We start from the raw sequence: 21,540 nt of genomic DNA on the forward strand, positions 1-21,540 counted from the left end.
GGCGCAACCTCGACTAGATCGCCTCGCAGTGACGAATTGGCGTGCGCAAATCGCGTGCCGAACAGTATTGGACCTGTCCCTGTTTCTCTGTCTCCCTGTTTCTCTGTCTGTCGGCGTTGCCGCCGGAGTTTCTTGTTGACCCGAGAATCGTGTCGAGCTGAGTTGAAGAGCAGGCTGCTCACTGGTTCACACTGCCAGCAAGCTGGGCAGTGGCGCCAAAGCAGTGCCACCAGCCGGAGCCAGTGGCGCCCGATTTCGGCGTTCCATAGACTGTGCCACCCGGCGGCCTAGTTGGCGTCGGCCTCGTCCGCGACGATTCCGACGTAGAGGCTCCCGCCTGTCTGCCACGGATCGCCGCCACCGTTGAGCCCTTCGAGCTGCTTGTGAAAGTTGGGGATGACGTATTGATCTGCGAGTTTCTCGGTTGCTTCTAAGCACTTGAAGAGGTAGTCGCGCTCGGCGTCAACATCCGGGGCCGTCACATGTGTGATTGCGCCTGTCGTGTGGCTGAACCCAACGCGTTGGTCGTAGACCGCAGAACCGATCCACTTTGGTCGGCCGTCAGCGGTTGTTTCGCCGGTCTTCCAGAGTCGCACGTGATGGCGGTGGCGGGGGTTGTCGCCCACTGGCTGCTCAAATGCTAGGTCTTCCTTCCGACCGAATAGGTAGAGGCTGCTTACCGGCGCGTCGTCGTCGGGACGAGACAGAACCGTGTCCGCCGCAATCTTCAGGTCGCTATCAAGCCCCAGGCCGACGGCCGCATACCAATCGGCGGCCGCCATAAGACTCTGGATCTGCGTCTGCGCACCAACCAGCGCCACGTTTAGCGGATCGCCAGGGTGATGGTCGGCGGTCTGAGTAACGCGCGGGTTCTCGTCAAACGTGGGATGTCGCTGCGCATACTCGCTCCACACCATCGGCATGATCAGGTACGCAAGCATGAGCCATGCCGCTAACAGGCTGACGGCGCCCTTCAGCAGGACGGCGGGCCGGACCCGCCGTCGTGGCGCCGCGGTTGTGTGTTCGTTCGCCAAGGAACGGTCTCCTTTCTTTCCCATCGGTAAGCTATCGCTGTTTTACGCCGACAGCAAGCTTGGGAGGAGAGAAACCTGACGGTGCTGCCCTGCCGAAAGGGTCGCGTCGAGCGCATTCGGGTGCTAACGCCCCGCGGCTGGTGACCGCGCTTAGGGCGGCGCCGCTGGTAATTTGCCACGCGCTGTTGGGACGTGCCAACCGGTTGGTTGCTGACGCGCAAGGGCGGCGTGTTTCTGGTGACGGCGCCGATTGTTCACGGCTCGGAGAGCCGTGCGACTTTCTCCGTGGTTTCCGGTGGAAATCGGCCTCTCAGTCGGCGAAAATGAGTGTGTGTACATGTGTATACATCCGCAGTTGGCACGAAAATCACGGGGAGCAAGCAATGGGTCGGCCAAGGGTGCTGGATGAGGGGAAGCAGCGGGAGGTTTGTGCGCTGCTGACCGCGGGGATGACCGTGGGCGAGGCGGCCGACTATGTCGGCTGCTGCGTGAAGACGATCCGCCGTGAGCAGGCCCGCGACGACGATTTCGACGAGCGGGTGCGTCGCGCGCGGATGGCCGCTCGGCTGGGGCCGCTGCAGGCGGTGCGGCAGGCGGCGGCCACGCACTGGCGGGCCGCGGCGTGGCTGGTCGACCGGCAGGACCGCCAGGAAGAACGCGAGCGGCGGGCGCGTTGCGAGCAGGCGAAGCTCAAGCAACAGCGGGCCAAAGCCAAGCCCAAACAGCCGCCGCAGCCGTGGGACCTCGAGCGACAGATCCAGCAGATTGCTTCCGCGCGACCGCCCCATCAAGAACCGCCGGCCGACCCCAAGCGCCCCCGGCGTCAGCCGGGGGAGCCAACCACCACCGCCGCTCGCCCAGCGAAGGACCGTCGCTCACCAGTCGCCGCGGCGCTGAAAGAGCTCGCGGAGCAAATCGCCGCGTCGGCGCGGCGGGAGCGGCAGCGCGGGACAAAACCGGAGCTCGGGCCGGCGCCGGAACCCGCGGTTGAGCCTGCCGTGGAAGATTCAAACGCAGGCGGCGGGGTTTCCAACGCGGAGGGTTTTGTCCCCTCGCTTCGTGTTTTTGGACAAAACGATGAGGATGCCATGCGGCAGGTTCGTGGGCTCGCGAGCGTTGTCCCCTCCGCAAAACCCGCGGCTGCCGCCGAGGGCTGCTGTCTGAAACACGCTATGAGCCCCCGGCGTGAGCCGGGGGAGTGCTAGTGCGCGATGATGCCCGACGCCGCCGCGTCGATCCCCTTGAGCAGCGACATGAACGCGTCGCGGTTGGGGGCCGATTCGAGCGCTACCTTGCGGTTGATCTTGTCCTGCTCGACCAGTTCGAACAGCGAGTAGGAGAAGTCACGCATGCCGGAGTCGCGGTAGCCGTGCAGCACGGCGTGCAGGTCCTCGTCTTCCTCCTCCATGATCTTCCGCTGCACCACCGAGTTGTTCAGCAGCACCTCGGTGGCCGGGAACCGCGAGCCGTCTTCGATGCCCGGCAGCAGCCGCTGGCACATGATGGCCCGCAGGCTGTTGGCCAGCGAAGAGCGGACGAACGCGTGTTCGGAGCGGTCGAAGAACTCGAGGATCCGCGCGAAGCTGAGCGGCACGTCGGCGCAGTGGAGTGAGCCGAGCACGAGGTGGCCGGTCTCGGCGGCCTGGATGGCGGCGAGCACGGTCTCGCGGTCGCGCATCTCGCCGATGAGGATCATGTCGGGGTCCTGGCGGACCACCACCCGCAGGGCGTCGCTAAAGTTGCGGACGTCGGAGCCGACCTCGCGCTGCGAGATGATGCTCTTGTCGCCCTCGAAGTGGAACTCGATCGGGTCCTCGATCGTGACGATGTGCAGGCCGCGGGTGTGGTTGATGTAGTCGACCATGGCGGCCATGGTGGAGCTCTTGCCCGAGCCCGTAACGCCGCAGACCAGGATCAGGCCCTCGTTCACGTGGCTGATGACTTCGCGGTAGACGTCCGGCAGGTTCAGCTTGTTGAAGTCGCTGATCTCGGACTGCACGCGGCGCATCGCGACGTGCGTGTCGCCCTGCGACTTGAAAATGTTGATGCGGAACCGGTCGCCGCTGGCGATCTGGGTAGAGAAGTCGAGCGAGCCGTTCTTGTCGAACTCGCTGAGCCGGCCCTCGGGCGCAAGCGGCAGCACCATGGCGTTGACGAACGCGGAGTCGGGGATGGGCGGCATCTGAACCTTGCGGAGGTGCCCGCCGATCCGCACGGTCGGCGAGTAGCCGGTCTTGATATGCAGGTCGGACGACTTGGTCCTAGAGACGAACGCCAACAGGTTGTTCATGACCTGGGTGGGCGATTCGGTGATGATGGTCGAATCGCCAGACGCGGGCGCAGTAGGCTGCGCTTCCACCGAAGCATCCATACGGCTGCTCACGTGCGGCGCGAGGGAAGAGGCCACGGCCCGCCCCGCGCCGAGTGGGCGGCGTCGCTGCGGTGCACTAGGCCCCGCTGGTCGGCGCCCCGCGGAGCGCCTCTTTCCAGTCTACGCGTCGCCGCGACCCAAAGCGAGCGTGATCTAGCGAGATTCCCTGTCCCTGCGGTAGCCGGCCAGGCCGGTCTACTCTTCCCAGATGGAGCCGACACGGTGCGCCTCGACACGGATCAGCTCGGACGTAGGGTCGGGCGTCAACTCTACTTTGTGACTGCTTGGGTCGAGCTTCGCGTAGTGCGACGACACCGCCTGGCCGTGGTTGGCGAACAGCTCGATCGACGCGCGGTCAACCAGCGCCCGGAGCGACACGCGTCCGTCGACCGGCGGTGCAGGGAGGCGGACTCCGGCGTACCAAAAGGCGCTCTCGTGGTACTCAATCCGCTCGCCCCGCAGATTGATCGCCAGCGTCGTAGCCTGGTCGGCCGCGAAGGTGATGCTGAGGTCGAGCTGCGCGGCGTCGAGCTGCTCGAGGGCGGTGTTCGCCGCGGCGATCGTGGGGTAGTCGAGCTCAACCGACTCCTCCCACAGCGATTCGATCTCTTGGATTGGCCAGCGGAACAGCCGGACCCCGTCGGCGGTGGTGCGGAGCTCCATCGTGCAGGGGAAGCTCATCTGCTGGTTGAACGGCATCCCGGCGGCGACGAACGGCTCGTCGCCGCCGCGCATCCAGCCGATGATCACGGTCCGCCCGTCAGGAGCATTGTTAAACGTCTGGGCGGCGTAGTAGTTGGGGCCGTACTCGCCGCGGTGCGCGACGCGGTCGGTCTCGAGGGTGCGGCCGTCGAAAGTTCCCAGCTCGTACTCGAAGCTCGCGTCGTACAGCAGCCAACGCTGGTCGTCGGGGTCGCCATCGACGCTCAGCTGCACGAGGTCCATGCACTCGAACACCCAGTCGCGGTCGAAGTGGCTGGCGACCTCCCAGTTTTGCAGGTCCGGCGAGTTCAGCACCAGCACGCGGCCGGGCGTCCCCTGCTGCACCCACAGCACCATGACCCACTGCTGAGAGTCCTCATGCCAGAAGACCTTCGGGTCGCGCTCGCCGTCGTCGTAGCCCTGGTTCGGCAAAATCGGGCGGCCGTGGTTGTGCAGCTGGAACGTGCGGCCGCGGTCGGTGCTGTAGGCCAACGCCTGCGTGAACGGCGAGCGGGCGTGGGTGAACGCGGCGACCATGGTGGGGGAGTCGCCCTCGGGGACGCCGAGCGTGTTGTTGGCGTCAATCACGGCGGTGCCGGAGTAGATGGTCCCGCCGCCGTACGGCAGGATCGCGTGCGGCAGCTGCCGCCAATGCACCATGTCGGGGCTCACCGCGTGGCCCCAGGTCATGTGGCCCCACTGCACGCCGGCCGGGTTGTGCTGGAAGAACAGGTGGTACTCGCCGTCCAGGTACACCATGCCGTTGGGGTCGTTCAGCCAGTGCTTGCGGGACGTGAAGTGGAACCGCGGCCGCAGCGGCTGGTTGTAGCCGACCTCGCTGTAAGAGTCGAACGTGCGGAGGTCCTGCTCCACGCCGGACTCGCGGGCGGGCGCGCCGTCCGGCTGGTCGGTGGCGCGGAGGTCGTCGACGTTGACGTGGCCCCAGCCGGCGGTCGACCGGTCGACCACGCGGAACGTGACCCGCGCGCCGGCCAGGTCACGCACGTCCCAGTAGACGCGGGCGAGCCGCTCGCTGCCGCCGGGCGACAGGTTGGGCCCGGTGGCCGTGCGGACGGCCTGCCCATCGATGCAGAGGTCGACGCAGGTCTCGCCGCGGTGGCCGCCGCCGCCGATCAGCATCGTGAGGTACGGGCGCTCGAGTGTGAACTCCGGCGAGGCGAGCGTGCCGGTCGATTGGTCGCCGCCGCGGAACGAGTTCACCAGCCCGCGGCCCGAAAAGCCGTCGACCGGCATCTGACCCGGCAGCGCGCCCGCCGGGGGCCGGTCGCCGAAGGCGTCGCCGGTGGCCTGCCAGTCGCCGTAGCCGTCCTCGAAGTCTGCGATCACGGTGTCGGGCCGCGGGGCGCCGAGCGCCACCGCGGGGGCGGCTCCGCAGCAGACCAGAAAGCAGGCGGCAAGCAGCAAGCGTGGGTAGATCAAGAGGGTCGCCTCGCGCGTCGTGGGTGGCAGTCCGAATCAACTAGATTACCACAACCGACGCGCTGGCGCCGCGTTCGACCACAGGGCCTACTCGAGCGCCGCCTGCAGCTCCTGCATCGCCAGCTGGTCGCGCAACTGGCCGCGGTGGGCGAACACGCCCTGCAGGTTGCGGAGCGAGCGGAGCAGCCAGTCGGTCGGGCTGGCGATGGCGAGCGTGGCGGGCGTGGCCCGTTCCTGCCGGCCGGTGGCGCCGGAGATGAGCTCGATGGTCTCGTGCTCGTTGAGCAGCGCGCCGCCGTGGAACGCGTCGACAAACAGCGAGTGCTCGCCGACGCCCTCGTGCACGGTCACCGCGGCCAGGAAGTGGCCCGGCGCGTTCACGCCCTCCACCCGCAGCCCGACCAGCGAGGCGATCGTGCGGTAGACCAGCGTCAGCGAGATCGGGATCCCCCGCCGCGAGCGGAGCACGTCGGTCAGGTAGCTGTTGGCCGGGTTGTAGAAGTCGGTGGTGTTGCCGCGGAACCCAGCGACCTCGAACAGCACGTCGTGCAGGTGGGCGAGCAGGGCCTGGTCGCTGCGCGATCGGACCCGCGAGCAGACCGCGTCGGCCAGCTTCTGGACGACCGCGCAGTCGGCGTCGATCGACGCGTCGGGGCGGGCGTGCAGCGCGATGGCCGAGGCCGCGCGGAACAGGCCCAGTGGGCTCTGAGCCGCGTCGAGCTCGCGGACGAACGCGCGGTAAGCGGCGGGGCGGCAGTAAGCGGGGGATCCGGTCAAGTTCGTTTGCTCGTTGTGGGGGCGGTGTGCCTACGGGCCAGTTTCGCGTTCGCAACCGAAATCTGCAAGCAATGGGTTGGTGGTCGCGTTGGGTGGCGGTATCGCCTGTGTTGTGCGGCCGGTAACATTAGAGGAGAAGCGCAGGTTCCTGTCCTGCGCGTGTTTCTGGCCACTCTTCACAGCCCCATGCCCGCACCCAAGTACCCACGCGTCGCTAGCCTAAAAACCGCCGCCGATTTCTTGACACGCCTGAAAGAGCTGGGCGTCGTGTTGCCGTTCGACGAGCAGGTCGAAGCGGGCGACGCCAGCCCGCTCGGCCAGTCGCTCCCGTGGAGCGGCGGCGTGATCGGCAACCGGTTCTGCATCCTGCCGATGGAGGGCTGGGACGGCGAGACCGACGGCCGCCCGACCGAGCTCACCAAGCGCCGCTGGCGGAACTTTGGCGTCTCCGGCGCGAAGCTGCTGTGGGGCGGCGAGGCGGTTGCCGTGCAGCCCGAGGGGCGGGCCAACCCGAATCAGCTGATGATCAACGACCACACGCTGGCCGGCATCGAGGAGCTGCGGACCATCGCGCTGGACGCGCACCGCGAGCGGTTCGGCACGACCGACGACCTGCTGCTCGGCCTGCAGCTGACGCACTCCGGCCGCTTCGCGCGGCCCAACGACAAGAAGCGGATCGAGCCCCGCGTCGGCTACCGCCACCCGGTGCTCGACAAGAAGTTCAACGTTACCGACGACGCGGCCATCCTCTCCGACGACGAGCTCGACCGGCTGGTCGACGACTTTATCGCCGCGGCCAAGCTGGCCCACAAGGTCGGCTACACGTTTGTCGACGTGAAGCACTGCCACGGCTACCTGGGGCACGAGCTGCTCTCGGGCTTCGATCGCCTGGGCAAGTATGGCGGCGACTTCGAGGGCCGCACCCGCTTCGTCCGCAGGATCACCGACGGCATCCGCGCCGAGGCGCCCGGCCTGGCGATCGGCGTGCGGCTGAGCGTGTTCGACTTCACGCCGTTCGAGCCGGGCGACGAGAACGTCGGCCGCCCGTCGGCCGACGCGCCCTACGGCTACGCGTTCGGCGGCGACGGCACGGCGCTCGGGATCGACCTCACCGAGCCGAAACGCTTCCTCGAGCTGCTCAAGAACCTCGGCATCGACCTGCTGTGCAGCACCGCGGGCAGCCCCTACTACAACCCCCACATCCAGCGGCCCGCCTACTTCCCGCCGTCCGACGGGTACCTGCCGCCGGAGGACCCGTTGGTCGGCGTCGCGCGGCAGATCGCCGCCACCGCCGAGCTCAAGGCGGCCCACCCGAACACGGTGATCGTCGGCTCGGGCTACTCTTACCTGCAGGACTGGCTGCCGAACGTCGGCCAGGCGGCGGTGCGAAGTGGGATGATCGACAGCGTCGGCCTCGGCCGGATGGTGCTCTCGTACCCCGACCTGCCGGCCGACGTCCTCGCCGGGCAGACGATGCAACGCAAAAAGATCTGCCGCACTTTCAGCGACTGCACCACCGCCCCCCGCAACGGCATCGTCTCGGGCTGCTACCCGCTCGACCCGTTCTACAAGGAGATGCCCGAGCGGGAGGAGCTGAACAAGATCAAGAAAGAGACGGTGCCGACGTAAGAACCGTCTGCGGTCTTGCCTGACAAGTCGGAATGCGTTCGCTGAGGAGGAGTTTCACTGCGGCGCAGGTTTGAAAGACTCTTCGATGCTCAGAGCGACGCCACCTGTGCGGGTTGGCAGAGGACAAGGCCTGTCGAGTCTCACGCTCCGCGACCGAAGTAAAGCACTGAGCCATCGAGCCCCACGAACACCGTGCAGTGGCCACCTAGGATTCGTGTGAAAGCTCCGCTCGGACCGCTCGGAATGTCTTCGAGATGGACGATGTAGCACTCAACCTCGACTGGTTCGATTGGCTCGCCGTCTTCCGAGTAGTGAGTCCACACGCCCCGCTCAACGCCGTTGGGGAGAATCCTCAGCGACTTTCCGCGACTTACGGCTGCATCGATGGCTACCCTAATCGCCATTCTCTCAGTGATCTCGCCGTTGATTTCCGCCAACTCAGTGGTGAGCAGTTTAGAGTCTGCTTGTGTCCACCTGACGCCGTACCACGACTCGTATCTACTTCCCCACCAGGCGACGATGCTGGCGACCACAAAGATCCCGAGTAGCTGCTTCAGCGATATTCGCGGTTTCTTCACGCCTGCATTATCCGACTCTGAGCGTGGCTCTCGCAAGTACAAAGGACGGACCCACCTGTGCAAGTCAGCGTGCTCGACCAACTTGCATTGGCTTCATCGTCCGGCGCGTCTATCGGCATCCTTGATCGCTGCCCACAAAAAAAGCGGCCCGCCAACTGGCGGGCCGCTTTCGAAAGCTGGGGATCAGGGACTTGAACCCCGACTAACGGAATCAGAATCCGTCGTGCTACCGATTACACCAATCCCCAATGATTGGTCGCCATGACTGGGCGAACGAAATAGGTTAGGTCGCGGCCTAGAAAAAATCAAGGCGGGTTGGTCATTCTCCCTGCCGACCAGCCGGCCAGCTTTTCGGCCTTGAAAGCGACGAAGCGGTCTTCCTCAATCGCCGCCCGGGCGGCGGCCATCAGCCGCTGGTAGTAGGTCAGGTTGTGGATCGACAGCAGGATCGGGCCGAGCATCTCGCCGGCGTTGAACAGGTGCCGCAGGTAGCCGCGGCTGTGGCCGCAAGCGGGGCACGGGCAGTCCTCCTCCAGCGGCCCGGTGTCGTGCTTGTGGCGGGCGTTGCGGAGCCGCAGCGGGCCGTGGTCGGTAAAGGCCAGCGCGTTGCGGCCGTTGCGGGTCGGCATCACGCAGTCGAACATGTCGACCCCGCGGCTGATCGCCTCGACCAGGTCGCGGGGCGTGCCGACGCCCATCAGGTAGCGGGGCCGCTCGCGGGGCAGGGCGGGGCAGACCGCGTCGAGCGTGCGGTCCATCTCCTCGGCGGTCTCGCCGACGCTCAAGCCGCCGATCGCGTAGCCGGCGAAGTCCATCGCGGCGAGCCGCTCGGCGCACTCCACCCGCAGCCCGGCGTCGAGGCCGCCCTGGACGATCGCGAACAGCGACTGGTCCGGCTTCGACGCGTGCCGCTGGCACCGCTCGGCCCAGCGGAGGCTCCGCTGCATCGCGTCGACGATCGCGTCGTGCTCGTTGGGGAGCGCGACCACGTGGTCCAGCACCATCGCCACGTCGGCGCCCAGGTGCTGCTGGATCTCGACCGAACGCTCCGGCGTCAGGTGCAGGGCGGCGCCGTCGATGTGCGAGTGGAAGCGGGCGCCCTCCTCGGTGATCTTCACCTGCTTCGCCAGGCTGAAGACCTGGAAGCCGCCGCTGTCGGTCAGCATCGGGCCGGTCCAGCCCGACATGCCGTGCAGGCCGCCGAGCTGCGCGACGGTCTCCTCGCCGGGACGCAGGGCCAGGTGGTAGGTGTTGCCGAGCACCATCTGGGCGCCCGTGCCGCGGAGGCGGTCGACGTCCACGCCCTTGACCGTGCCGACCGTGCCAACCGGCATAAAGGTTGGCAGGTCGACCGCGCCGTGCGGCGTGTGCAGCGTGGCGCGGCGGGCCGCGCACCCGGGGTCGGTGTGGTGCAGCTCAAAGGTGACGGCGTGCGCGGCCAAGTCTTACCCCGCCGAGGCGATCAGTCGCCGCGGAGCTTGAGGTTGGCCTGGGTCAGCTTCTCGCGGACCTCGTTGAGGCTCGTGACGCCGAAGTTCTTGCACTCCAGCAGGTCGTCGCCGGTGCGGCGGACCAGCTCGCCGATGGTCGTCAGCCCAAGGCGGACCATGCACTTGCGGGCCCGGACCGACAGGTTGAGGTCCGAGATCGGGCGGTCCAAGAGGGCCCGCTCGTCCGCCGACAGCGAGTCGGGGTCGTAGGTGGTTTCCTCTTCGCGCTTCTGGTTGGCGAACATGCCGAGCTCCAGGCCCTTGGAGCTGAGCATCTCGCGGATCTCGACCAGGGAGGTCTCGCCGAAGTTCTTGCTCGACAGCAGCACCTGCTCGGAGGTCTCGGTCAGGTCGCCGAGGGTCATGATGCCCATCTTCTGCAGGCAGTTGCGGCTGCGGACCGACAGCTCGAAGTCGGTGACCGGGATGCCGAGCACCTGGCTCATGCGGTCCTGGCGGCGGCGGGCCTCCTCGTCGTAGTACATGTCGCGGCTGGCGTCGGCGTCGCGGAAGAACAGCCGGGCCCGCGGGTGCGACGGGAACGAATCGAGGATGCGGCGGTAGCAGGCCTTGGCCCGCTCGTGCTGCTCGAGGTCCTCGTACAGGATGCCGAGGTTCAGCAGCGTGCCGACGTGCGAGGGGAACTGCACCGAGGCCCGCTCGTACAGCTCGCGGGCGTCCTGGTCGTTGCCGTGGCGGTCGTTCTCGAGGGCCAGGCCGAAGAGGGCCCCGGAGTGGCTGTCGTTGACGTTGACGGCCCGCTCCAGGTAGGCGACGACTTCATCGCGCGAGCCGCCCAGGGCCTGCACCGTGGCCGACCGCTGGTACAGGTAGTCGGCGGTCTGCTCGACGGCGCCCGAGAGCGAGTCGAGCAGCTTGAGGGCTTCCTCGGGCTGCTTGTCGTAGCGGAGGGCTTCGGCCTTGGCGAGCGCGACGGCTCCCGGCTCGTAGCCCGCCCGCTGGGCGGAGTCGTACGCGGTGATCGCGGCCGGGTAGTTGTCGAGCGCCAGGTTGGCCTTGCCCAGGTAGAAGTGGGTCAGGGCCCCGCCGTCGGCGTGCGAGAGGGTCTCGATCGAGGCGGTGTACTGGCCCAGCAGGTACTGGCAGACGCCGAGCCGGGCCGCCGTGGCGGGCGTGCGGCTGGGCTGCTCTTCCAGCTCGGCCACCGCCTCGCGCAGCTCGCGGTACTTGCTGTAGTTGGTCGAGATCGTCTGGGTGATCTCTTCAATCTCGCGCGGTCCGAAGGCCGCGGTGGATAGCACGATCTGCTTGACGTCTGCTTCTTGGACAGTCGACATTTGATTGGGAGGCTCCGTGATCTCGGATGAACTCCACGCCATGGATCGGGCCTCGCATCCCCGCAGAAGTGGCCCGCCTAGCGCCACGCTCGGGCGTTGCCCGAGCCAGCAGCTTGGCGGCCCCGGCCGGTAAAGGCCCAGGTCCTGCGGGGCCTGTCGGCCCGAATAAGGGTGGGAAAGGAGCCAGCGGTGGGATTCGAACCCACAACCCCCGCATTACGAATGCGGTGCTCTGCCGATTGAAGCTACGCTGGCCCATTGCGGACAAGGCGCCGCAAGCCCCGAATTCTATGCCCTGCGGGCGATTCCTGCAATCGGGAACCCCTTCAGCGTGTGCTCGCCTCGCAGGCGGCAGCTTCTTCCTTAGAATTGGCCGGGTCTTCCCCGTCCGGCGCGGGGGGGCGGCACGGCAGCGGGGCCGCCGTGTCGCTGCGGATAGCGGACCCGTTGTGCAGGTACTGCGCCCCGGGTTTCGACGCCCGCGCGCTGTACAGGGCCGCGTCGGCCCGGGCCAGCAGCGACCGGGCGGTCTCGCCCGGCTGGGCCTCGGCCACGCCGCAGCAGACCTGCATGCCGAGCTGGACCTCGCTCGTCGCGCGGAATCGGCGGCCGAACACGCACGCCCCAGAGAGCGGCGTCTTGGGCATCACCACCACCAGCTCGTCCGAGCCGTAGCGGGCGGCGAAGTCGCTGCCCCGCAGCTGACGGCTAACCGCTTGGGCCAGGCTCGCCAGCGGCGCCGGCGAGTCGGGCGCCCGTTCGGTGTGCACCTCGGCGACCGTCAGCATCGCCACCGAGCAGACGCTCTCGCGGTCGCGGGGCGACCGGCGGGAGAGCATGATCTCGAGCTGCTCTTCCAGCGCCCGGCCGTTGCTCAGTCCGGTCAGCGGGTCGATGCGGCTAGTGGTGTAGTGCGACAGCGACTGCGACTGCTGGCGGATCTTGTCGTAAGCAGACGAGAGCTGGCCGGCCAGCTCGAGGGTGGGGCCGAGGATCGCCTCGGCCTCGCTGCGGAGCTGGGCCCAGGCGTCCTGCTCGCTGGAGGTCGCCGCGACGCGGAGCTGCTTCTTGAAATTCTCGACCTGGGTCCGGTGGAAGGCGAGGTCGGTGCGTAGTTCGCCGGCGATGCTCTCGAGCTCGAGCGCAATGGCCGTGGCGCGTTGAATATCGTCGGAGGCCGAGGTGTTTTCCTGGGTGGGCTGGCGGCGGCCAAACAGGTAGCCGAGCACCGCGACCACCGCCAACGCGACGGTCTCCGGGATCCCGTAGCTCAAGAAGTTTGCGAACATCACTGGCACACGCCGGGGGGTGAGGACTAGTAGCTGCTCCGCGAGCCGAAGCCGCGCATGCACAGGAAACCGAGGAACGTGACCGCCGCCAGGACGATCATCCACTCATCGCGGGACAGGGTCGAAAACCACCGCCAAGTGTCGCTGGGGACGTCGTTGAGCCGTTCGATGATGTACTGCATGGCGGGACGCTCAGGGCCGGGAGAGGGCGGGCACACACTATCGGAAGCATAGGACCGGCCGGGGCGCCGGGCGGCCCGCCGTGGACGCGGCCGCGGGGGTCCAGGCCGCAGGGTCGCGGGCGACCGCCACAACCGGCACAACCGGTCCGCCGGAGAGACTGCCACAGCCCAGCGTCGGCTGGTAAACTGCTGGTTTCTTCCTAACCCGCCGCACCGGCCTGTCGGCACATTCGCCGCGGGGCCTCGAAACCCGTTGTCTGAGAAAATGTCGCAGCCCCTTAAGATTGCCCAGATCGCTGGAGATGGAATCGGCCCCGAAGTTGTCGGAGCCTCGCTGGAGGTGCTGCGGGCGGCCGCCCACGGCTGCGGCCTCGAGTACAGCGTGACCGAGTTCCCGTTCTCGGCCGCCCACTTCCTCGAGACCGGCCACGTACTGGACGACAGCGACATCGAGAAGCTGCGCGGTTTCGACTCGATCCTGCTCGGCGCCGTCGGCGGCCTGCCGAACGACCCCCGCCTGGCCGGCGGAGTGATCGAGAAGGGCATCCTGCTGAAGCTCCGCTTCGAGCTCGACCAGTACATCAACCTGCGGCCGGTGAGCCTGTACCCCGGCATCGAGACCCCGCTCAAGGACAAGACCGCCGAGCACATCGACTTCGTCTGCGTCCGCGAGAACACCGAGGACCTGTACTGCGGCGTCGGCGGCTACGTCCGCAAGGGGACGCCCCAGGAGGTCAGCAGCCAGACGATGGTCTCGACGCGGTTCGGCGTGGAACGCTGCATCCGCTACGCGTTCGAGCTCGCCAAGACCCGCCAGCGCAAGAACCTGACGCTGGTCCACAAGACCAACGTGCTGACCTTCGCCGGCGACACCTGGCACCGGGCCTTCAAGGAGGTCGCCGAGGAGTACCCCGAGGTCGAGACCAACTACCACCACGTCGACGCCTGCTGCATGTACATGGTGCAGCGCCCCGAGGTGTACGACGTCATCGTCGTTCCCAATATGTTCGGCGACATCATCACCGACCTTGGCGCCGCCATTGCCGGCGGCATGGGCATGGCCGCCAGCGGCAACCTCAACCCGGACGGCGTGGCGCCGTCGATGTTCGAGCCGGTGCACGGCTCGGCGCCCGACATCGCCGGGCAGAACCTGGCGAACCCGATCGCCACGATCGACTCGCTCGGCCTCTTGCTGCGTGAGACCGGCCGCATCAAGCAGAACGCCGCCGCGGTGAAGTGCGGCGAGCAGATCGGCGCGGCGGTCAAGAAGGTCACGCCGAAGTTTGCCGGCAAGAACCTCGACCGCTCTGGCTACGGCACCGACGAGATCGGCAGCATGGTCGCCGACGCGCTGTAGCGTTCGCCACGGCTACCACTGCCACGTGCGGCGGCTGACGTGCGCCGGCACGAAGGTGTCGCGGTACGAGCGCCGCCAGAAGAACTCCTCGGTGTACGCCACGAGCGACGCCGCCTTGATGAACAGGAAGTACGCCGGCATCAGCGGCACGCACAGCAGGGCCCACGCGTCGCGCGCCGGCTTGGGGGTGTAGAACATCACTACCATCCACTGCGCCAGTTCTAGCAGCACGCACAACGCGTAGTTGGTGAGCAACGCGTACACGAACCAGCCGGGCCAGCAGACGGCCATCACCACCATCGACGCCGCCGCCAGGTAGGTCAGCAGGATCCGGAAGAACCAGGTCTCGGCCAGGATTGCCAGGTTGCTGAGCCGGAACCCGGGGCTGCGGACGTTCGCCAGGTCGAGGTGCTTGCGGCACTCGAAGGTCACCGCCGCCCACTCCCAGCGGCGGCGCTGCTTGAACAGCTGACGCCACTTGGTCGGCAGGTTGGTCAGGCACTGCGCGAGCGGCACGTGACGCACCTGCCAGCCCCCCTTGCGGAGCCGCAGCACGAGGTCGCCGTCCTCGCCGGGGCCGACGTCCCAGCCGCCGGTCCGCTCGAGCGCCGAGCGGCGGTACGCGCCGAACGCGCCCGACACGATGCTCAGCACGCCGAGCCGGGAGCTCAGCAGCCGCCCCACGAACACTGACCGCAGGTACTCCGCCGCCTGCAGCCGCGTCAGCAGGCTGGTGTTGGCGTTCCGCGCGACCACCGCGCCCGACGCCGCGGCGACCCTGGGGTCGCGGAACGGCTGGACGATCCGCTCGATCGCGCCCGGCTCGACGTGCGAGTCGGTGTCGACGCAGACCAGGATCGGCGCCTTGGCGAACGGCAGCGCGCAGTTGAGCGCCGAAGACTTGCCGCCCCGCTGCGGCTTGCGGATCACCATCACGCCGGGGTGGTCCTGGGCGAACTTCTTCGCGACGTCCGCCATGCCGTCGGTCGAGCCGTCGTCGACGACGATGATCTCCATAGGGGCGTAGCTGCCCCACACCGACTCGAGGGTAGCGCCGATCGTGTCGGCCTCGTTCAGCCCGGCCAGCACCACGCAGATCGGCGGGCGGAATTCTTCTTGGCTCGCCGGCCCGTCCCGCAGCCAGTCGACCACGTCGCGCACCGCGTCCGCCAGGCACATGACGACGGTCGCCAGCCCGTACCTCAGCCCATCGACGCACAGCAGCGGCCATGCGATGAGCAGCAGCTCACCGAGCGTCCTCGACGAGAGCCATTGGATCCAGGCGGTTAACATAGTACGCGACGACGTCCTTTTCGATCGCCTCGCGGGCGTCGGCGCGTTTGCCGCAGCTCATGCACTCGGCGATCAGGGAGAGTTCTGCGTCGGACCACGAGCACTCGCGGCACTTGTGCGGGCCCTCGATGTATTCGAAGTCGGCGCCGACCACCAGCTTGGCGTTGCGGCACTTGGGACACGCGGGCGCGCCCAAGCCGAACTCGGCCTCCGGCCCAACGTGGGCGCAGGCGAAGTGGTGGATCAGCCGCGTCGGCTCCGTGTCGAACGACCCGCACGCCTGGCAGCCGTCGCGGTAGCTCAGCAGCGAGTAGCACTCCGGGCAGCTCTTCACGCGGTCGACCACCCGCGAACGCAGCACGCCGCGCGAGGCCCACGCCTGCAGCAGGGCGGGGTCCATCGGCGGGGCGTAGGTGAGCCGTTGCGGGTCAAGCCGCGGGGTCAGCTGCCGCGGGTCGAGCAGATCCTCGTCGCCGGTAACAAAGCGTCCCCCCAGGTGGACCGACGGCAGCGCGAGCCGCCGCTGCCGCCATTCGACGGTCGCGTAACGGTACTGCCCGTCCGGGCCCTCTACCCCCACGACGCAGCGGTCGGGGATCGCCTGCGGGTCCTGATCGACCAGGAGCCCCAGGCCGATCCGACTGAGGTTCACCAGCCGGGCGGGCGTCTCGACCCCCGGCCGCCCGTCGGGCGTGACCGACAGCACCACCGCGGCGGCAGAGCACTCGTGCCGACCCGCCTTGCGGCGTTCGGCTGGGCCCGCGGCGTTCTGGTCGGCGTCGGACACAATCAGCGGCCACAGCAGCGAGGCGAGCCGCTCGCCAGTCATTTGTTCTTTGGGCAGGAACTCCTGCGCCCCGAGCCGACCGGCCCGCATCACCGCTTCGGTGTGGCTGTCGACCGACAGCACTACCACCGGCGCGCCGGAACAGCCTTGCACAATCCGCCGCAGCGATTCGTCCGACTCGGCCTCGCCGAATGAGTAGCCGACCAGCACCGCGTCGACCAGTTCGACAGCCAAGTGCGCCTCGGCCGCCTCGTAGGTTGAGACGTGCATCAACTGCGAGTCGACCGGTAGCCGATCGTGCAGCGCCAGTTTCAGCTTCATCGCGTCGAGCAGGTTCGGCTCGACGTGCAGCACCCGCCAGGGGGACAGGCCGCCTGCCGCGGCGGTTGGCGCGGCGACGCTGAGCGGCGGCGCGGTTGGTGTGATCGCTTCTTGGCTCATGTCAGCCTCCCCACCACGAAGTAAGCACGGAGACCGACTCGCCGGCCCGCAGCGTCAGCCCGCGGGGCAGTTCCTGCGGCAGGCCCAGGTAGACCGCCGCTTTGTTCGGAGGACCGGGGTCGTCGCCCGCGCGTTCCACCGGGGCGGTGGTCAATGCCGGACCAACCGCCAGCACCTCACACGCCAGCGTAGCGTTCGACTTGGCGGACCGGGCCTGCACGCGGCGGCCGACCGGGAAGTCGTCGACCTGGTCGAGCGGCACGTAGATAGTCAATTCCATTGAGTTTTGGTCGAGCAGCTCGAGCACCGGCCGGTCGACGCCGCACGCCTCGCCGACGTGGGCGGCGACACGCACTACCGAGCCGGCGAACGGCGCCCGCAGCTGGCCCCAGTCACGCTGCTCTTCAAGCCTCGCGATCTCGGCGTTAAGTTGTTCGACCTTCGCGACCCACGGCCGCAGCAGCGCGGCGTGCCGCTCGGGCGAGGGCTGCTGGGCGAGCCGTGTCTCGAGCGCGGCGACCGCCTGCCGCAGCGACTCCAGCCGCGACCGGCTGCCGGCCTGGCGGAAGCGGAGCGACTCGATTTCTTGTTCGGGCACGACCGCCGAGGCGACCAGCGGCTCGATGCGGGCCTGGCTGGCGGTCAGTTCTTCGGCCGTGGCCGACTCGACGCCGAGGCGGCCGAGCAGGTCGAGGTACTGCGAGGTGAGCTGCAGCTGGCGGTCCTGCTGCGTGAGCAACTCTGCGCCGAGCCGCGCGGTCTCGGCGCCCAGCTCGGCCTCGGCGGTACGGAGCTCGTCACGGAGCCGCTCGATTGAGGCGTCAAGTTGTCGGTCAACGACGGTCGCCAGCAGATCGCCTTGCTGGACGGCCTGGCCAGGCCGCACGTGCACGGCCTCGATCGTCCCGCTCCAAGGAGCCGCCAGCTCGGCGGTCCGGGCGGCGACCACGCCGTGGGCGCTGTAGCGGAAGAACGTCGACCACATTGTGCAAAGCGTCACGCAAAGGCCGAACGCCAGCACGCCGGCAATCAGCGTCCGGCTGATAGGCCGGTCGGAAGTTGGCGGCGGCCCGGCTTGAGGGCCGTCAACCGCCTGCGTATCCGTGGCAGCTTCGCGGAGCGCCTTGTCGGCGGCACGCAGCATCTCCTCGGCCGACCGGACGTCGTCGGCGGTCGGGGCGTTGGGCGCCGTGTCGGAAGTGTGGAGTCGGGTCTTCATGGGGCAGGGCAGGGGGGCGCCCGTGGGGGATTTGGTCGCCAGGCCCAGCGAAACTCTTGACCGGGCAGAGCAAGGAAGCGTAGCTCGCCCCCGCCAGCGGGAGGGGGAAAATCGCCGGGCCGTGCCCGTACAGCCGTTACAGCCCGGCCGCGGATAACCGGTCCCGCGGCGATACCGGCCGGCCTCCAGAGTGTTTAGGATGAGTTCCTGTCGCGTCTTGCCGCCGCCAGCCCTACCGCCGCCCCCTGGTTCCCTATGCCTTGTTCCCTACGAGCCTGCTTGCTGCTGTCCTTGTCCGCGCTGTTGTTGCCGGCCGCGGCATGCCACGGCCAGGGCGCCCAGGCCGACTACCAGCGGGCCGACGCGCTCGCCGGCCGGGTCCGCGGCAAGGTCGCGCGGCTCGACGTCCGGCCCAACTGGCTGGAAGACGGCAAGCGGTTCTGGTACCGCGTCGACCTTGGCGAAGGGCAAGGGCGGTTCCTGCTGGTCGACGCTGAGCAGGGCGAGCAGCGGCCGGCGTTCGACCACGAGCGGCTCGCGGCCGCGCTCTTCGCCCGCACGAACCAGCCTCAGGTGTCCGACAAGCTGCCGTTCTTCAGCATTCGATTCCCGTCGGACGGCGTGCTCGAGTTCGCGGCCGAGGGGCAGGGCTGGCGGTGCGACCTGGCGACGTACCAGCTGACCAAGGCCGAAGTCGATCTCGAAGGCGCGGAGTCGACCGTCCGCGTGCTCGGCGGCGTGCGTCCGGCCGGCGGCACGGGGGAGGACACGCAGATCACGTTCATCAACCGCACCGAGGGGCCGGTCAGCATCTACTGGGTTTCGGGGCAGAATCGCCGCAGCTACGTCGAGCTCGAGCCGGGCGACTCGCACGTGCAGCACACCTACGACGGGCACGTCTGGCTAGCGGAGAACGCCAGCGGTAAAACCGTCGGCGTGTACCAGGCGGTTTCACCGCCCGGCATGGCAGTGATCGATGGCTCGTGGCAGCCGCGCGAGCGGCGTCGGCGGCGGGGGAGTCGCGGCGACAACCAGGGGGCCATCTCGCCTGACGAGCGGTGGCGGGTCGAGATCGTCGACCACAACGTTCAGCTGGTCGACCGCGAGTCGGGTGATCCGAGCCAACTCACGACCGATGGCACGGCCGACGACGCCTACCTGCCGCGGTTCTTCTGGTCGCCCGACTCCGAGAAGCTAATCGTGCTCCGCGAGCAGCCGGGGCAGGGCCGCGAGATCTCGTTCGTCGAGTCGAGCCCCGCCGACCAGCTGCAGCCGAAGCTGCACACCTTCGAGTACGTCAAGCCGGGCGACCGGCTCGCCAGGCAGCTGCCCTGCCTGTTCCATATAAAGCACAAGCAGCAGGTCCCTGTTGACGACTCCCTGTTCGACAACCCGTGGAGCCTCGAACGTTTCGAGTGGGAACCCGATTCGAGCCGGTTCACGTTCCTCTACAACCAGCGGGGCCACCAGGTGCTGCGGCTGGTCGGCGTCGACGCCGCGTCGGGCGAGACCTCCGCGCTGATCGATGAGCAGGCCGACACGTTCCTCTGCTACTCCAGCAAGCTTTACCTGCACCGCGTCGCCAACAATGAGGCGGCTGACGCCGAGTGGATCTGGATGTCCGAACGCGACGGCTGGAACCACCTCTACCTGTGCGACGCCGGCGGCTCGGTCAAGCCGATCACGTCCGGCGCCTGGGCGGTCCGCGGCGTCGACCGCGTGGATGACGAGAAGCGGCAGATTTGGTTCCACGCCGGCGGCAAGCGGCCCGACCAGGACCCGTACCACGTGCACTACTACCGCATCGACTTCGACGGCGCCAACCTGGTCGAGCTGACCGAGGGCGATGGCACGCACGACCTGACCGACTCGCCCGACGGCCAAACCTACCTCGACCGCTACTCGCGGGTCGACCTGCCGCCGGTCACCGAGCTCCGCCGCAGCTCCGACGGCAAGCTGCTGTGCGAGCTGCAGCGGGGCGACTGGTCCGAGCTGCTCGCCGACGGCTGGCAGCCGCCGATCCGCTTTGTCGCCAAGGGCCGCGACGACCAGACCGACATCCACGGCGTGATCTACCGCCCGACCAACTTCAACCCCGACAAGCAGTACCCGGTGATCGAGCAGATCTACGCCGGGCCGCACTCGGCCCACGTCCCCAAGCGGTTCGCCCCCTTCCACGGCGGGCAGGAGATGGCCGAACTCGGCTTCATTGTCGTGCAGATCGACGGCATGGGCACCTCGCACCGCTCTAAAGCGTTCCACGACGTCTGCTGGCAGGACCTGGCCGACGCCGGCTTCCCCGACCGCGTGCGGTGGATCAAGGCCGCCGCCGAAAGATACAAGTGGATGGACGCCACGCGGGTCGGCGTCTACGGCGGCTCGGCCGGCGGGCAGAACGCCCTGCGGGCGTTGATCGACCACGGCGACTTCTACTCGGCCGCCGCGGCCGATTGCGGCTGCCATGACAACCGGATGGACAAGGTCTGGTGGAACGAGCAGTGGATGGGCTGGCCGGTCGGCACGCACTACGAGCAGTCGTCCAACGTCACGCAGGCCCACCGGATGCAGGGCAAGCTGCTGCTGACGGTCGGCGAGCTCGACCGCAACGTCGACCCCGCGTCGACGATGCAGGTGGTCGACGCGCTGATCAAGGCCGACAAGGATTTCGAGCTGATCGTGTTCCCCGGCGGCGGCCACGGCTCGGGCGGCAGCGCGTACGGCAAGCGCCGGATGCGTGACTTCTTTGTCCGGAATCTGTGGGGCCTCGAGCCCCGGCGGGCAGAGTAGGGCCACGCCGCCACCGTCTTCCGCCCGCAGCTGCCGGCGGAAGCCGACGGTCTTGCGGAGAGCAAGCGCCGCTAGTGCAATGGAGAGAAAATCCGCGCGTCTTTTTCGCGGCCCGACCCAAGACCCGGCGCCGGGCAGCGAAGGGACCTACAGGACGAGCTCTCGCCCCACTCGTTGCAGCCGTAGGAACTGACGATGTACGAAGTAGTCAAGCAGGTTCTGGAAATCCAGGAACCGTTCAACATGATCATCGTGGTCGTGTTCATCGGCGTGCTGGGAGGTATGGTCGGGGCGGTGGTCAAGGAGCTACGCAAGTACGCCACCCACCGGCTGGACCTCGAAGCCAAGCGAGAGATGCTCGACCGGGGGATGTCGGCGGAGGAGATCGAACGCGTGCTGCGGGTTGGCAAGGCGTAGCGGCGGGGCGGGCAACGCTCGCCCCCTTAGCCCCGAAGGGGCGCGCTAATACAGCCCAGGGCTCAGCCCTGGGTTCCGTGGGTCGTCGTCCAGGAAGAGCCCCAACTGGGCGCGCTACCGGTGTTAGCGCGCCCCTTCAGGCCTACAAGGCGGGTCGGGGCCGGTACCCCAGGGCTGCGCCCTGGGCTGTGGTAGGTTGCCCCTTCAGGGCAAGTGAGTCGGCGTGGATGGACGCCTTTTTGGGTGGCACGCCCTGAAAGGGCGTGGTGGTGCCGGTAGTGATTCACCACGCCCATTCTGGGCGTGCCACCCTTGGGCTGGCCGCTGGGGCAACCCATCAGCCGGCACGCGTTAGCGTCCGGTTCGGGCGGGGATGGGGGATTCGGAACCGGGGGCTAACGCCCCGCGGCTGATGGGGTCTCGGGTGGCACGCCCTGAAAGGGCGTGGT

The 21,540-nt window shown here is 68.0% G+C and carries 17 protein-coding genes and 2 tRNA genes; 5 read left to right on the forward strand and 14 right to left on the reverse strand.

The features are described from left to right. Positions 1–287 precede the first annotated feature (287 nt). Complete coding sequence (locus Pla123a_RS19610; RefSeq protein WP_231956564.1) at positions 288–1,034, reverse strand: LssY C-terminal domain-containing protein; 747 nt, start codon at positions 1,032–1,034, stop codon at positions 288–290. Positions 1,035–1,417: 383 nt separating this feature from the next. Here Pla123a_RS19610 and Pla123a_RS19615 point away from each other — a divergent pair, with 383 nt between their 5' ends. Further along, complete coding sequence (locus Pla123a_RS19615) at positions 1,418–2,239, forward strand: hypothetical protein (RefSeq protein WP_146590166.1); 822 nt, start codon at positions 1,418–1,420, stop codon at positions 2,237–2,239. Here the strand turns inward: Pla123a_RS19615 and Pla123a_RS19620 are convergent. The 3 genes from Pla123a_RS19620 to Pla123a_RS19630 all read right to left on the reverse strand — a co-directional run bounded on the left by Pla123a_RS19620 (position 2,236) and on the right by Pla123a_RS19630 (position 6,324). Further along, positions 2,236–3,393 (reverse strand): type IV pilus twitching motility protein PilT, encoded by a 1,158-nt coding sequence (locus Pla123a_RS19620; protein WP_197528129.1) that lies wholly within the window; start codon positions 3,391–3,393, stop codon positions 2,236–2,238. The two genes, Pla123a_RS19615 and Pla123a_RS19620, sit on opposite strands and share 4 nt — an antisense overlap. A 207-nt stretch (positions 3,394–3,600) precedes the next feature. Beyond that, the gene (locus Pla123a_RS19625; RefSeq protein ID WP_146590171.1) at positions 3,601–5,547 is read right to left on the reverse strand and encodes a glycoside hydrolase family 32 protein; all 1,947 of its coding nucleotides are present in this window, start codon (positions 5,545–5,547) and stop codon (positions 3,601–3,603) included. Positions 5,548–5,634: 87 nt separating this feature from the next. After that, positions 5,635–6,324 (reverse strand): transglutaminase family protein, encoded by a 690-nt coding sequence (locus Pla123a_RS19630; RefSeq protein ID WP_146590173.1) that lies wholly within the window; start codon positions 6,322–6,324, stop codon positions 5,635–5,637. Positions 6,325–6,510: 186 nt separating this feature from the next. On the opposite strand from Pla123a_RS19630, the gene Pla123a_RS19635 reads away from it, so the two are divergent. Further along, positions 6,511–7,953: an oxidoreductase gene (locus Pla123a_RS19635; RefSeq protein WP_146590175.1), complete on the forward strand. Its 1,443-nt coding sequence runs from the start codon at positions 6,511–6,513 to the stop codon at positions 7,951–7,953. A 140-nt stretch (positions 7,954–8,093) separates the two neighbouring features. Here Pla123a_RS19635 and Pla123a_RS19640 read toward each other — a convergent pair whose 3' ends face one another. The 7 genes from Pla123a_RS19640 to Pla123a_RS24760 form a co-directional block, all read right to left on the reverse strand. Next, complete coding sequence (locus Pla123a_RS19640) at positions 8,094–8,531, reverse strand: hypothetical protein (RefSeq protein ID WP_146590177.1); 438 nt, start codon at positions 8,529–8,531, stop codon at positions 8,094–8,096. A 176-nt stretch (positions 8,532–8,707) separates the two neighbouring features. After that, a tRNA-Gln gene (locus Pla123a_RS19645) sits at positions 8,708–8,779 on the reverse strand. 57 nt (positions 8,780–8,836) lie between these two features. Further along, positions 8,837–9,973, reverse strand: coding sequence for a tRNA guanosine(34) transglycosylase Tgt (gene tgt / locus Pla123a_RS19650; protein WP_146590179.1), 1,137 nt, complete (start codon positions 9,971–9,973; stop codon positions 8,837–8,839). 20 nt (positions 9,974–9,993) lie between these two features. Continuing rightward, positions 9,994–11,319 carry a DNA-directed RNA polymerase subunit alpha C-terminal domain-containing protein gene (locus Pla123a_RS19655; RefSeq protein ID WP_146590181.1) on the reverse strand — a complete coding sequence of 442 codons (1,326 nt, stop codon included), beginning with the start codon at positions 11,317–11,319 and terminating at the stop codon, positions 9,994–9,996. Positions 11,320–11,500: 181 nt separating this feature from the next. Then, positions 11,501–11,574, reverse strand: a tRNA-Thr gene (locus Pla123a_RS19660). A 71-nt stretch (positions 11,575–11,645) separates the two neighbouring features. Continuing rightward, positions 11,646–12,608, reverse strand: a complete 963-nt coding sequence (locus Pla123a_RS19665; protein ID WP_231956565.1) for a GGDEF domain-containing protein — start codon at positions 12,606–12,608, stop codon at positions 11,646–11,648. A 26-nt stretch (positions 12,609–12,634) separates the two neighbouring features. Further along, positions 12,635–12,790 carry a hypothetical protein gene (locus Pla123a_RS24760; RefSeq protein ID WP_197528130.1) on the reverse strand — a complete coding sequence of 52 codons (156 nt, stop codon included), beginning with the start codon at positions 12,788–12,790 and terminating at the stop codon, positions 12,635–12,637. Between the two features lie 265 nt (positions 12,791–13,055). Here Pla123a_RS24760 and Pla123a_RS19670 point away from each other — a divergent pair, with 265 nt between their 5' ends. Next, positions 13,056–14,147, forward strand: coding sequence for a 3-isopropylmalate dehydrogenase (locus Pla123a_RS19670; RefSeq protein ID WP_146590185.1), 1,092 nt, complete (start codon positions 13,056–13,058; stop codon positions 14,145–14,147). A 12-nt stretch (positions 14,148–14,159) separates the two neighbouring features. Here the strand turns inward: Pla123a_RS19670 and Pla123a_RS19675 are convergent, their stop codons facing one another. From Pla123a_RS19675 to Pla123a_RS19685, 3 genes are read right to left on the reverse strand one after another with little or no spacing between them, the layout of a single operon-like run. Beyond that, on the reverse strand, positions 14,160–15,440 hold the full coding sequence (locus tag Pla123a_RS19675; RefSeq protein WP_146590187.1) for a glycosyltransferase family 2 protein: 1,281 nt from the start codon (positions 15,438–15,440) through the stop codon (positions 14,160–14,162). Further along, positions 15,394–16,668 (reverse strand): TackOD1 domain-containing metal-binding protein, encoded by a 1,275-nt coding sequence (locus Pla123a_RS19680; RefSeq protein WP_146590189.1) that lies wholly within the window; start codon positions 16,666–16,668, stop codon positions 15,394–15,396. The genes Pla123a_RS19675 and Pla123a_RS19680 overlap by 47 nt, the downstream gene beginning before the upstream one ends. 1 nt (position 16,669) lies before the next feature. Continuing rightward, positions 16,670–17,887 carry an HlyD family secretion protein gene (locus Pla123a_RS19685; RefSeq protein ID WP_146590191.1) on the reverse strand — a complete coding sequence of 406 codons (1,218 nt, stop codon included), beginning with the start codon at positions 17,885–17,887 and terminating at the stop codon, positions 16,670–16,672. 255 nt (positions 17,888–18,142) lie between these two features. On the opposite strand from Pla123a_RS19685, the gene Pla123a_RS19690 reads away from it, so the two are divergent. Both Pla123a_RS19690 and Pla123a_RS19695 read left to right on the forward strand, forming a co-directional pair. Beyond that, positions 18,143–20,674, forward strand: a complete 2,532-nt coding sequence (locus Pla123a_RS19690; protein ID WP_146590193.1) for a prolyl oligopeptidase family serine peptidase — start codon at positions 18,143–18,145, stop codon at positions 20,672–20,674. A 195-nt stretch (positions 20,675–20,869) separates the two neighbouring features. Beyond that, entirely contained in the window at positions 20,870–21,091 is a 222-nt protein-coding gene (locus tag Pla123a_RS19695; protein WP_146590195.1) for a hypothetical protein, read from the forward strand. Positions 21,092–21,540: the final 449 nt, after the last annotated feature.

The sequence above is a fragment of the Posidoniimonas polymericola genome (assembly GCF_007859935.1).
Lineage (GTDB): Bacteria > Planctomycetota > Planctomycetia > Pirellulales > Lacipirellulaceae > Posidoniimonas > Posidoniimonas polymericola.